Here is a 12378-nt window from a genome sequence, read left to right as displayed (position 1 = left end):
CGCCACCCTGCGCGCGGCCGTCGCCCGCCGCGGCGACTTCGCCTTCGGCCCGGTGGACCTCCAGATCGACTGGGCGGACCGGGTCGCCATCACCGGCGCCAACGGCGCGGGCAAGTCGACGCTGCTGGCCGCCCTGCTCGGCCGGCTCGAACTCGACGGCGGCAGCGCCTCGTTGGGCTCCGGCGTGGTGGTCGGCGAGGTGGACCAGGCGCGCGGGCTGTTCCTCGGCGGCGAGCCGCTGGCGGACGCCTTCGCCGCCGCCGTCCCGGAGTTCACGCCGGAGGAGGTGCGCACCCTGCTGGCCAAGTTCGGCCTCAAGGCGGTGCACGTGAAGCGCCCGGCCGGCACCCTCTCCCCCGGCGAGCGCACCCGGGCCGCGCTGGCACTGCTCCAGGCGCGCGGGGTCAACCTGCTGGTGCTGGACGAGCCCACCAACCACCTGGACCTGCCCGCGATCGAGCAGCTGGAGGCGGCGCTCGGCTCGTACACCGGGACCCTGCTGCTGGTCACCCACGACCGGCGGATGCTGGACACCGTCACGGTGAACCGGCGGATCGAGGTCCGGGACGGGCGGGTGCACGAGCTGTAGTCCCGTCCGGCAGGGCGGCCCCACCGGGCGGCCCTGCCGGATGGACCCGCCGAGCGGCCCTGCCGGATGGACCTGATCTGCGGATTGGTCTCGACCTCTTCCCGGCGCGGCCGTCATGTGCTGTGCTGTCGGCCATGGTTGACAGTGCAGTGGCAGGGACGCCCTACCCGACCGTCCCCCTCACCCCGATGACGGTGCCGGCCCACGAGGCCGAGGCCCGCAGCAGATCCTTCCACGACGTGATGGCGCAGCGCCGGACCGTCCGCGACTACGCGACCCGCCCGATCCCGGACGGGGTCGTCGAGTGGGCGATCCGGACCGCCAACACCGCGCCCAGCGGCGCGCACGTCCAGCCCTGGCGGTTCGTGGTGATCACCGACCCGGAGCGCAAGCGGCGGCTGCGCGAGGCCGCCGAGGCCGAGGAGCGCGAGTTCTACGCGCACCGGGCGTCGGAGGAGTGGCTGGCCGCGCTGGCGCCGATCGGCACCGACTGGCGCAAGCCGTTCCTGGAGGACGCGCCGGCGGTGATCGTGGTGTTCGAGGTGCACAAGGGGCCCGATTCGCCGCGTCCTTACTACACCAAGGAGTCGGTGGGGATCGCGGTCGGACTGCTGCTGGCCTCGCTGCACCAGGCCGGGCTGGCGACGCTGACCCACACGCCGAGCCCGATGAAGTTCCTCAACGAGGTCTGCGAGCGCCCGCTGGAGGAGCGCGCCGCGTACGTCATCCCGGTCGGCTACCCGGCCGAGGGGGCGCGGGTTCCGGATCTGCGGCGCAAGGAGCTGGACGAAGTGCTGATCAGGCTCTGACCGCCGGGCGTGTGCGCGCCCCGGTGCGCCGGGAGTGCGGCCGGGCGCGCCGGGGTGTGGCGGGGACTGGCGAGAGGCCTGGTGGGAGGCCGTCCGGAATTCATTGGTGACAGGTCCCGGCCAAGGACATAATCGCGGTCATGAGCCACCCGCAGTCACGGTCCTGCAAGTACCCGCCCGCCCCGCTCCACGTGCCCGGCCCCACCGCCGTCACCACCGGGCGGCCGCCCGAGGAACTGCGGCTGCCCGGCGGGATCTCGCTGCTGCGCCGCCGCAGCACGCACGCGGTGGCGCTCAACAAGGCCGTCCGCGCCAACCTGGACCACCTGCGGCCCTGGATGGAGTGGGCGGCCGAGCCCCCCACCCGGGCGCAGACCGCCGAGCTGGCCCGGGCCGGCTCCCTCGCCTGGGAGGCCGGCACCGACTTCATGTACCTGGTCGGCCTGGACGCCGAACCCGGCCGCGTGGTCGGCGCCCTCGGCCTGCACGGCCGGATCGGCCCCGGCGCGCTGGAGATCGGCTACTGGGTCGCCGCCCGGCACGCCGGCCGCGGCATCGCCACCACCACGGCCGGGGCGCTGACCGAGGCCGCCCTGGCACTGCCCGGCATCGCGCGGGTGGAGATCCACTGCGACGAGGCGAACGGCGCCAGCGCGGCGGTCCCGCGCAAGCTCGGCTACCGGCTCGACCGGGTCGCCGAGGCCGCCGCCCGGGCTCCCGCCGAGACCGGGCGGCAGCTGATCTGGGTCCGGGAGGCCTGACGGCGCTCCGAGGCGGGGCCGGCGACCAGGGCCGGTGACCAGAGCCGGTGATCCGGGCAGCCCGCGCCGTTCGGTACCGCTCGCTGTTCAGTGACGCTGGCCGCTCAGCACCGCTCGCCGCTCAGTACCGCTCGCCCGTCGGCGTCGGCAGCGCGTCCAGGTCGGCCAGATCGGCCGCCGAGAGCACGACCTCGGCCGCGCCCGCGTTGTCCACCAGGTAGCGCGGCGTCTTGGTGCCCGGGATCGGGAAGACGTGCCGGCCCTGTGCCAGCACCCAGGCCAGCGCGACCTGCGCGGGCGTCGCGCCGATCCGCTCGGCGACCTCCTTGACCCTGCCGACCAGTGCCAGGTTCGCCTTCAGCGCGTCCTGCTGGAAGCGCGGCAGCCGGCGGCGGAAGTCGTCGGCGGGCAGTTCGTCGAAGGAGGCGATGCTGCCGGTCAGGAAGCCCCGGCCGAGCGGCGAGAACGGCAGGAAGGCGATGCCCTGCTCCTCGGTGTACGGCAGCACCTCGGCCAGCACGTCCCGGGTCCAGAGCGAGAGCTCGGACTGCACGGACGCCACCGGGTGCACCGACTGGGCCCGCTTGATCTCCTCGACGGTCACCTCGGAGAGCCCGATCCGGCGGGCCTTGCCGGCCGCGACGGTCTCGGCGAGGGCGCCCCAGGTCTCCTCGATCGGGACGGCCGGGTCGACCCGGTGCAGCTGGTAGAGGTCGACGTGGTCGGTGCCGAGGCGGCGCAGGCTGTCGTCGATCGAGCGGCGCACGTGCTCGGGGCTGCCGTCGCGGGCCGACTGGCCGGACCCGCCCGGGACGATGCCGACCTTGGTGGCGAGGAAGGCGCGCTCCCGGTACGGGCCGGCCAGCGCGGCGCCGACCACCTCCTCGTTGGTGTAGGGGCCGTACATGTCGGCGGTGTCGATCAGGGTGACGCCGAGGTCCAGCGCCTGCCGGATCACCCGGACGGAGTTCTCGTCGTCCCGGTTCTGCACGTCGTAGGCCCAGGTCATCCCCATGCAGCCGAGGCCGATGACGCCGGTCTCCGGGCCGTTGGTACCGAACGTGGCGTTGCGCATGACGGTGCTCCGATCGTGGTGGTGTGTTTGCCCGCTCGCGGGGTGCTGCGGTGGATCAACGCGTCCAGCTTTCACCTTGGAGTGCACTCAAGGTCAAGCCCGTCCGGTCGCGCTTCGGACGCGCTTGGGATCCGCTTCGGACCCGCTTCGGATCCACCTCCGATCCGCCTCCGATCCGCCGACCGCCAGAGGGGTCGTTGATCGTATGAGCGGCCCTCGGCTCACCCGGAGGTGGGATGCGCCCGAGGCGCAGGTGGAGCGCGTACGTCGGACTTCACCACCATGCGGGCGGACACGACCGTCTGAACCGTGCGTCCGCACCACGGCCGGCCGCCGGGCGCGCGCAGGCCGGCCGCCCGGCCAGCACCGGGTGATCACCCGTCAAACCGGCGTGCGGGAGCCCGTCGACGGAACCTCCGCACCACCGGACGCCATCCGTCCGGCCTTGGCAGGGCTCACGGCGACGGCGGACCCTCTGGGCACAGCCGATCATCGGCTCGTCCAGTCGGTATTCCGTTGGGGAGGAACCCATGACGTTCTCGCGCACCCGCCTCGCCGCCGTCGCCGTGATCGTGGCCGCCGCCACCGCCGTGACCGTCCCGGCGCAGGCCGCCGGCGGCCACCGCGCCCTCAGCCGCTTCGACGACGGAAGCTTCGAGTCGCCCAAGGCCCCGGCGAACAGCTTCGCCGAGTTCAACGCCGGACAGACCATCGGCCCGTGGACGGTCACCAGCGGCAGCGTCGACCTGATCGGCGCCGGGTTCTGGCAGGCCGCCGAGGGCGACCAGTCGGTGGACCTCAACGGCGCCACCACCGGCGCCGTCGCCCAGACCTTCGCCACCGTTCCGGGCACCACCTACTCCGTGACGTACGCGCTGGCCGGCAACACGGCGGCCGCACCGGCCGTGAAGACCGGCCGGGTGCTCGTCGACGGCCAGGACTTCCAGGACTTCTCCTTCGACATCACCGGCAAGACGCCGACCAACATGGGTTACGTGGGGCGCCAGTTCAGCTTCGTCGCGCGGAACGCCTCCACCACGCTGACCTTCGCCAGCACCAACGCGGGCGCGGCCGGCCCGGTCGTGGACGACGTCCAGGTCAAGGAGTGCAAGCCGTGTTGCGGGTGACCCGCTGAACCGCCCGCCCGCCGGTCCGGGACCAGCGGGCGGGCCTCCCCCTCCTTGCCGACCGTTGTTTCCCCCTCGCTTAAAGTGCTTCACCCCGCACGGCGAGCCCTGACAGGGTCAGTTACCGGAAGGTGCACTCCCTGTGAGGAAGGGTGGATCCCTTGTTCAACCGATTGAACCGATTGAACCGATTCAACCGACGAAAGGCATCCGCGCTCGCCGTGGCGACGCTCACGGCGGCACTCGGTCTGGTGCCGGTCGGCACCGCCCAGGCGGCGGCCTGTCAATGGCAGAAGACGGCGTGGGAGCTGCCGCCCACCACGACGGTCGGCACGGTGTCCTCGAGCGACGGCGGCCGGTACGCAGTCGGCGTCACCGGAACGCGGTCCCCCAGCTGGCCCACCGACATCACGAACGGGCGCGGGACGCTGTGGGACAACGGGAAGGTCGTGCTGCGGCTCCCCGCGGGCAATCCCAACCTGTCCGGCGTCAACGCGGCCGGCCTGATCGTCGGCGGCGACCTCGTCAACAACAAGCTCAGGGCCGTGACGGTGAGCCACACCGGGACGACGACTGTGCTGCCCTTCAATCCGAACTGGAACAGCTCGTCCGCCAGCGTGGTCAACAACGCCGGTGACATCGCCGGGATGGCCAAAGTCGGAACGAATTTCATCCTGGTGGTGTGGCCGGCGAACGCGCCGGGAACGTACCGCGAACTGCCCCTCCCGGCAAGCAGCTTCCTCCTCCTCAACGGCATCGACGAGCAAGGCAGGATCGTCGGGTCCACCGACGCGTTCGGCTTCGTCTCGGACATCAACGGCCAGTGGCACGCGCTCGCCGCGCAGGGCTCCAACGCCTACAGCGATCCTGCGGCGGTCCGGGACGGGCGCATCGTCGGCGGCACGCAGAACAACACGAGCTACGCCGAAGCCGAATGGGACGCCCAGGGTTCGCTGATCCGGACCATCGGCGCGGGCGCCATCTCGGCAAGTGCCATCGGCGGCAACGGAATCGTGGGCGGGACGGCGTTCGTCGGGTCGATTCGACGGCCTGTCCTGTGGCGTGACGGCGTGGTGGCGGACTCGCTGCCTGCGGTCTCGGACTCGTTCACGATCAGGGCGATCAGCACCGACGAGAAGACCCTCATCGGGAACGAGAACTCCCGACCCGTGAACTACACCTGCTCCTGACGGCTGCTTCTGATGCCTGCTCCTGACTGCTGTTTCTGACGGCTGCTTCTGATGCCTGCTTCTGACGCCATGAGGGCCGGCAGCCTCCTCCCCGGAGGGGCTGCCGGCCCGGTCTTCGCCGCCGTCGCTTTCGCGGCCGCCGCCTGCCGGGAGCCGAAAATCCTCCTGCCAGGGTGCCGAAGGTCGACAGGGGTGCCACCCGAGGGTGCGAAGCGGTGTTCCGAGAACGGGGTTCCAGAGCCTTAAACCGTTCCTAAAACCTTCCCACAGCGGGCTTCCGATGCCCCGGAAGTGCTTGACGTGCACAGCTGGTCTAGTCCAGTTTGATGCTCAGCACCGCGCTCCTCCCCCGCACCGGACCAGCCCCCATGCTGCCGCCCGCCCCGCGTTTCCCCCTTCGCGGCGCGGGCGGCCCCACGTCCCGAGAGGCACCCCCATGCCCAGCGCGCCCCAGCCCGCCCCCACGCACCGCCGCCCCGCCGGTCGCACCAAGCTGCTGAGCCTCGCCGCCGCCACCGCGCTCGCCGCCGGCGGCCTCGCCACGCTCGCCGGGAACGCCGGCGCCGCCGACGGCAACCTGCTCGCCAACCCCGGCCTGGAGAGCGGCGCGCTCAGCCCCTGGAGCTGTTCCGGCGGGACCGGCAGCGTCGTCAACTCCGGTGCACACAGCGGCAGCTACGCACTGAAGGGGGCGGTCGGCGCGAGCGACACCGCACAGTGCGGCCAGACCGTCACCGTCCAGCCCAACACCACGTACAACCTCAGCGCCTGGGTGCAGGGCCAGTACGTCTACCTGGGCGCCACCGGCAGCGGCGTCACCGACCCGGCCACCTGGACGCCGGGCGGCGCCAACTGGCAGCAGCTGTCCACCAGTTTCACCACCGGCCCGGCCACCACCAGCGTCACCGTCTACCTGCACGGCTGGTACGGGCAGGGCGCCTACCTCGCCGACGACATCACGCTCACCGGCCCCGGCGGCGGCAACCCCACCACCCCGCCGCCCACTTCGGGCACCCCGACCGGCGGCCCCACCGGCACGCCCACCGGCGGCCCGAGCACCCCGCCGCCGAACGTCGCCGTCCCCGTCGCGCCCTACATCGACATGGGCGCCTGGCCCACCCCGTCCATGCCCGACATGGCCAAGTCCGGCAACCTCAAGGCCTACACCATGGGCTTCGTGACCGGCGTCGGCTGCAAGGCCAGCTGGTTCAACGCCTACGACCCGCGCACCGGCTGGGCCAAGGACCAGATCGACGCGCTGCGCGCGGCCGGCGGCGACGTCAAGCTCTCCTTCGGCGGCGCCAGCGGCACCGAACTCGCCGCCGCCTGCACCACCGTGGACTCGCTGTTCGCCGAGTACGACGCCGTCGTCAACGCCTACAACCTGCGCTACGTCGACTTCGACATCGAGGGCGCGGCCATCGCCGACACCGCCTCCAACGACCGCCGCTCCGCCGCGCTCGCCAAGCTCCAGCAGGCCCACCCCGGCCTCAAGGTCTCCTTCACCCTGCCCGTCCTGCCCGAGGGCCTGACCTCCGAAGGCGTCGCCATCGTCAAGTCCGCCCGCGACGCCGGGGTCGCCGTCGACCTGGTGAACATCATGGCGATGGACTACTACCGGACCGGCACCGACTACGGCAACGCCGCCGTGCAGGCCGCCCAGGCCCTATTCGGCCAGCTCAAGGCGCTCTACCCGGCGAAGACCGACGCCCAGCTGTGGGCCATGGTCGGTGTCACCCCGATGATCGGCGAGAACGACGACCACCAGATCTACAACCAGGCCGCCGCCCAACAGTTGGTGACCTTCGCCCGGCAGAACCACCTCGGTCTGCTGGCCTTCTGGGACGCCACCCGCGACGCCAACGCCTGCACCGGCGGCTCGCTCTCCAAGTGCACCAACATCGCGCAGCAGCCGTACGAGTTCGCGAAGATCTTCGCCCAGTACGCGGGCTGACCGCGCCACACGGGCCGACCCCCGCCTCGGCGGGCGGGGGTCGGCCCGGCGGTCGGGGGTGTTCCCCAAGGACCGCCAGGAGGCGAAGTGGTGACGGCGGCCGCGGCTCAGGTGTCGTAGCAGCCGTCCCACGGGGCGTGGAAGCCGAGGCCGTCGGGGTAGAGCTCGGCCCAGACCCCGCCCTCGCCGTCCTCGCCCTCTTCTTCCTCCTCCTCGTCCTCCTCGTCCGTCTCGATGACCAGCCCGAACAGCGCCCCCTCGACCCGGACGGCGAACGGCGCGATGGCGACGTCCCCGTACGCGCGGCCGGGGAGGGCGTCGAGCCAGTCGGCGAGGAGCGCGCGGGCGGCCTCGACGGCCGCCTTCTCGCCGTCCGCCGTCGTGCCGGTCGAGCGGATGCGCGAGTCGAGGTGCCGGCCGGCGTCGTCGAAACGGTGGAGCACCGCGAACCAGCGCTTCTGCGCCTGCCAGTTCTCGACGTCGGCCCCGACCTCCGGGAAGGCCGCCGTGACGGAGGCGAGGAACTGGCCGCCCTCGCACCGGCCGATGGTGCGGGTGCGGTAGTCGGGCTCGTACCGGATGGGGATCAGGTCGGGAACGCTCATGACCGAACCGTACGGCTGAGCTGTGACAACGCCCGGCCCGGAGACGGCTCCGGACCGGGCGCGACTGCGGGCCGGATACGGCTGCAGGCCACGGGCCCGGTCGGCCGACGGTTCGTTCAGCGCCCGGTGGGCAGGTTGGCCCCGCCCGTGCAGTCGAACACCACGCCCGTCACGAAGGTGTTGGCGGCCAGCAGGTGGATGGCCTGCGCGACGTCCTCGGCCCGGCCGACGCGGCCGACCGGGGTGGTGGTGGCGAGGCCGTCGAACAGCGCTGTCCGCTGCTCGGCCGGGACGCGGTCCCACCACGGGGTGTCGATGACGCCGGGCGAGACGGCGTTGATCCGCAGCGGGGCGAGTTCGACGGCCAGCGGCGGGACCATCGCCTCCAGCGCGCCGTTGATGGCGGCGAGTCCGGCGGTGCCGGGGATCGCGGCGCGGGCGGAGGCGGCGGTGATCAGCGTGACGGATCCGTCCGACCGCAGGTGCGGCAGCGCCGCCTGGAGGACGCGGACCTGCGGCCAGAACTTGGCGTCGAACCCGGTGGCGAGGTCGGCCAGGTCGAGCTGGGCGAACGGGCCGCTGCCGGCCGCGCCGCTGACCGCGACGACCAGGTGGTCGACGGTGCCGGACTGGGCGAAGAAGGCCGCGACGGCCTCGGGGTCGGCCGCGTCCAGCTGGTGGCCGACGGTCTTGCCGCCGATCCGGGCGACGGCGGCGTCCAGCCGGTCCCGGCCGCGACCGGTGATCACGACCTCGGCGCCGTCCGCGGCGAAGGCGGTGGCCGCGGCCTCGCCGATGCCCGAGCTGCCGCCCATCACGACGACGCGCTGTCCGGTGAAGAGGTTTGACGTGGTGCCCATGGTGGCGTGTCCTTCATCTTGTCGAGACCGCTAGTTCCGTCAATAATGTTATCGAGACTGCTAGTCTTGTCAAGCGGGGGAAGAGGAAAGGGAACACGATGACCGAAGCCCGCCCGCACACCGGACGCCGCCGCAACGAAGCCGCCCACCAGGCGATCCTCGATGCGGCCCTGCACCTGCTCGCCGAATCCGACGGCACCCCCGTCACCATCGACGCCATCGCCCGCACCGCCGGCGTCGGCAAGCAGACCGTCTACCGCTGGTGGCCCTCCAAGGGCGCCGTCCTGCTCGACGCCCTCACCGACCGTGCCGACCAGGACGCCCCCGGCCCCGACACCGGCACCCTGCGCACCGACCTCCGCGCCTTCATCGCCACCACCTTCGACGGCTCCCAGCGCGACACCACCGCCCCCGCCCTGCGCACCCTCGTCCGCGAAGCCGCCCGCGACCCCCACCTCGCCGACCTCATGCAGACCTTCACCGCCACCCGCCGCACCGCCCTGCGCGACCTCCTCGCCCGCGGCCGCGAACGCGGCGAACTCGCCGACGACACCGACCTCGACCTGATCGTCGACCAGGTCTACGGCGTCTTCTGGTACCGCTTCCTCCTCGGCCACGCCCCCCTCGACGCCACCGTCGCCGACCGGCTCACCAACTCCCTGGTCGCCGGGAACGGTTAGGCCCCGTCCGGCGGATCCTGCCCGGCGCCCACGCCGGTTGATCATCCGATCCACCTTCGGTACCGTCCCGTGGGGCCCTCCTTGCGGGACGGCACCCGTCCGGGGAGGGGAGATTCATGCAAGGGCTAGACGCAGCAGGGCCGTTCACATCCCGGCCGGCGCGACGCGCGGCCGCACTGGCTGCGGCCGCGACCGCCGCCGTCGCCCTGGTGGCCGGCTGCGCGGCCGGGGACCCGGATCCGGACCCGAGGGCGTACCCGGGCAGCCCGAAGGGGCAGACCCTCGAAAAAGTGACGAAGGCGTTCGGGCTGGACCTGCCCGCGTGCGACCTTCAGGACGTCGGGTTCCACGGATCCGCGAAGTACCCCGGAGAAGCCCTGAACCTGAGCTTCCGGGCCCCGAAGGACTGCGTGGACCGCTTCCTCGCCGACCACTCGGTGGACCTGGCCCGCCCCGTCCACTGGAGCCCCGGACAGGGGGCCGGGACGGGCTTCGACTCCGACACCGAGACCCGGACCTTCGGCTGGTCCTTCGACAAGAACGTGACCTACGACCTCTTCGTCGACTTCACGACCTCCACCGGAAGCCGCTTCAGCGCGCTGGCCGACCCCGGACAGACCGAGCGGACGGTGTACCTGGAGGCGCGCCACCTCGGCGGTTCCTGACCCCGGAGGCCCGCGCCGCCCTCAGCCCGACCTCAGCCCGGCCTCAGCCCGACCTCAGCCCGTCCGCCGAGCCCCGCCGGGCGCCACTCCGGGGCCGTGCCCGTTCAGACGCCCGCTGGCCCGCGGCGTCGGATCAACGGCAGGTAGACCTCGTCCACGATCTCGACCAGGACGTCGTCGGGCGCGGTCGGCACGCCCCGCACCACGAACTCGTTGCGCAGCAGCACCACCGCCACCGTGGCGACCCTGGGGTGGAGCGCCCCTGGGGCCGCTTCACCACGGGCGACCGCGCGCCCCAGGACGGTGAGCCAGGGGGCGGCCGCGGCCTCGCCGGACTGGTCCTGGAGCTGCGCCAGGAACTCCGCCGCACCACCGGCCGCGGCCAGGAGTTCGCGCAGGATCGCGCCGAGCGGGGAACTCCAGTGCCGGTTCGCCTGGCGGAGCAACTCCAGGGCGTCCCCGCGTAGTTCACCGGTGTCGGGGGGCACGGCGGCGGTGGCCAGCTGCTTGTAGGCGGCGAGACCGAGGGCCAGGCGGTTGGGCCAGCGGCGGTAGAGGGCGTTCTTGTTGGTGCCGGCGCGGGCGGCGACCTTGTCCATGGTCAGCCCGGCGAATCCGGACTCGGTGAGCTCCGCCACCGCCGCCTGGAGGATCGCCTCCTCCAGCGCCGCCCCGCGCCGCCGCGTCTGCCCGGCCATGGCCCTCGTCCCGTCCGATCCCGTCGCCGGTACCGCCGTCGATACCGCCTCCTGCCCCTCCCATCCTTCTTGTCTTCTCCGGCCCGCGCCAACTAGGGTACTGGTCGTACCTTATTTTCCGCTCCCCGCCCACCCCCAGGAAGGCAGGACATCGTGCGCGCCAAAGGCATCAGCTACGACACCGGATTCGTCAGGAACGGGTCGTACTCCCGCAGCCGGTTCGACCCGAAGGAGGTCGAACGCGAACTGCGCATCATCCGCGACGACCTGCACTGCAACGCGGTCCGCATCATGGGCGGCGACCCCGACCGGATCGAACTCGCCGCCGGACTCGCCGCCGACCTCGGACTGGAGGTCTGGTACTCCCCGTACCCGCTGGAACTCACCGCCGACAAGCTGCTGGCCCTGTTCGCCGACTGCGCCGAGCGCGCGGAACGGCTGCGGCGGCGCGGGGCCGAGGTGGTGTTCGTCACCGGAGCCGAACTCAGCCTGATGAACCCGGGATTCCTGCCCGGCGACACCACGGACGACCGCATCGCCCTGCTCAGCCGACCCGAGCTCGTCCGCGAACACCTCGGAGCGGTCAGCGGCCGGGTCAACGCGTTCCTCGACCAGGCCGTGGCCACCGTCCGCGGACACTTCGGCGGACGCGTCACCTACGCCGCCGTACCGCTGGAGCGCGTCGACTGGACGCCCTTCGACCTCATCTCCCTCGACCTCTACCGCTCCGCAGAGACCGCCGACCGGTTCGCCGACGGCGTCCACGAGCTGGCCGCGCAGGGAAAGCCCGTCGCCATCACCGAGTTCGGCTCCGCCGGCTACCGCGGCGCGGGCGACCGGGGCGCGCTCGGCCTGGACATCGTCGAGTACGACGCCGAGGGCCCCGTCCGACTGAAGGCCGCGTACGAGCGCGACGAGGCCGGCCAGGCCGCCTACCTGCGCGAACTGCTGGAGGCCTTCGACGCCGGCGGCATCGACGCCACCTTCGTCTTCACCTTCGCCCTGTACGACCACGTACACCGCCCCGACGCCGACCCCCGCGACGACCTCGACCTCGCCAGCTACGGCATCGTCAAGGTCTACGAGGACCGCCCCGGCACCACCTACCCCGACCTCCCCTGGGACCCCAAGGCCGCCTTCACCACCCTCGCCACCTACCACCACACCCACTGACCAGGCACCACCCGGCGCCGCCTCGGAAAAATATGCCGACCGGTCTACTGATTCACACCCTTGCGCACCAACCACCCACCTCGCGCAGGAAGTCGGCCGGCCCGACTTCCAGCGCGACACCCATCCAGCACCGGACCAAAAAAAAACACCCGTCGAAAAAACTCTCATAAAAACATAAAACAACCAACCAGA

General features: G+C 72.2%; 13 protein-coding genes. 9 read left to right on the top strand and 4 right to left on the bottom strand.

Annotated elements, in window-relative coordinates:
• The 3 genes from ACFVHI_RS36025 to ACFVHI_RS36015 all read left to right on the top strand — a co-directional run.
• A partial coding sequence (locus ACFVHI_RS36025) for an ATP-binding cassette domain-containing protein (RefSeq protein WP_380346222.1) occupies positions 1-589 on the top strand: 589 nt, incomplete at its 5' end.
• 134 nt (positions 590-723) lie between these two features.
• Entirely contained in the window at positions 724-1398 is a 675-nt protein-coding gene (locus ACFVHI_RS36020) for a nitroreductase family protein (protein WP_380346220.1), read from the top strand.
• A 140-nt stretch (positions 1399-1538) separates the two neighbouring features.
• On the top strand, positions 1539-2159 hold the full coding sequence (locus tag ACFVHI_RS36015; protein WP_079135494.1) for a GNAT family N-acetyltransferase: 621 nt from the start codon (positions 1539-1541) through the stop codon (positions 2157-2159).
• A gap of 121 nt (positions 2160-2280) precedes the next feature.
• Here the strand turns inward: ACFVHI_RS36015 and ACFVHI_RS36010 are convergent, their stop codons facing one another.
• Positions 2281-3234: an aldo/keto reductase gene (locus tag ACFVHI_RS36010; protein WP_063347013.1), complete on the bottom strand. Its 954-nt coding sequence runs from the start codon at positions 3232-3234 to the stop codon at positions 2281-2283.
• 530 nt (positions 3235-3764) lie between these two features.
• Here ACFVHI_RS36010 and ACFVHI_RS36005 point away from each other — a divergent pair.
• From ACFVHI_RS36005 to ACFVHI_RS35995, 3 genes are all read left to right on the top strand, one after another.
• A complete protein-coding gene (locus tag ACFVHI_RS36005; RefSeq protein WP_380346217.1) occupies positions 3765-4361 on the top strand; it encodes a choice-of-anchor C family protein in 597 nt (198 codons plus the stop codon).
• 152 nt (positions 4362-4513) lie between these two features.
• Positions 4514-5551 (top strand): hypothetical protein, encoded by a 1038-nt coding sequence (locus ACFVHI_RS36000; RefSeq protein WP_159398387.1) that lies wholly within the window; start codon positions 4514-4516, stop codon positions 5549-5551.
• A 436-nt stretch (positions 5552-5987) separates the two neighbouring features.
• Positions 5988-7505 (top strand): carbohydrate binding domain-containing protein, encoded by a 1518-nt coding sequence (locus tag ACFVHI_RS35995; RefSeq protein ID WP_363371184.1) that lies wholly within the window; start codon positions 5988-5990, stop codon positions 7503-7505.
• A 107-nt stretch (positions 7506-7612) separates the two neighbouring features.
• On the opposite strand, the gene ACFVHI_RS35990 is transcribed toward ACFVHI_RS35995, so the two are convergent.
• Together ACFVHI_RS35990 and ACFVHI_RS35985 are read right to left on the bottom strand one after the other, a co-directional pair.
• A complete protein-coding gene (locus tag ACFVHI_RS35990) occupies positions 7613-8110 on the bottom strand; it encodes a hypothetical protein (RefSeq protein WP_380346215.1) in 498 nt (165 codons plus the stop codon).
• A gap of 116 nt (positions 8111-8226) precedes the next feature.
• Positions 8227-8970, bottom strand: coding sequence for an SDR family oxidoreductase (locus ACFVHI_RS35985; protein ID WP_380346213.1), 744 nt, complete (start codon positions 8968-8970; stop codon positions 8227-8229).
• 98 nt (positions 8971-9068) lie between these two features.
• On the opposite strand from ACFVHI_RS35985, the gene ACFVHI_RS35980 reads away from it, so the two are divergent.
• Both ACFVHI_RS35980 and ACFVHI_RS35975 read left to right on the top strand, forming a co-directional pair.
• The gene (locus ACFVHI_RS35980) at positions 9069-9650 is read left to right on the top strand and encodes a TetR/AcrR family transcriptional regulator (protein WP_063347018.1); all 582 of its coding nucleotides are present in this window, start codon (positions 9069-9071) and stop codon (positions 9648-9650) included.
• Between the two features lie 116 nt (positions 9651-9766).
• Positions 9767-10315 carry a hypothetical protein gene (locus ACFVHI_RS35975; RefSeq protein WP_380346211.1) on the top strand — a complete coding sequence of 183 codons (549 nt, stop codon included), beginning with the start codon at positions 9767-9769 and terminating at the stop codon, positions 10313-10315.
• 104 nt (positions 10316-10419) lie between these two features.
• On the opposite strand, the gene ACFVHI_RS35970 is transcribed toward ACFVHI_RS35975, so the two are convergent.
• Entirely contained in the window at positions 10420-11013 is a 594-nt protein-coding gene (locus tag ACFVHI_RS35970) for a TetR/AcrR family transcriptional regulator (protein WP_380346209.1), read from the bottom strand.
• 153 nt (positions 11014-11166) lie between these two features.
• On the opposite strand from ACFVHI_RS35970, the gene ACFVHI_RS35965 reads away from it, so the two are divergent.
• A complete protein-coding gene (locus ACFVHI_RS35965; protein WP_380346208.1) occupies positions 11167-12186 on the top strand; it encodes a hypothetical protein in 1020 nt (339 codons plus the stop codon).
• Positions 12187-12378 lie beyond the last annotated feature (192 nt).

This window comes from Kitasatospora sp. NPDC127121 (genome assembly GCF_042677305.1).
Taxonomy (GTDB): Bacteria; Actinomycetota; Actinomycetes; order Streptomycetales; family Streptomycetaceae; genus Kitasatospora.
Note: the sequence above shows the minus strand (reverse complement) of the source record. Positions and strands in the feature narration are given on the sequence as shown.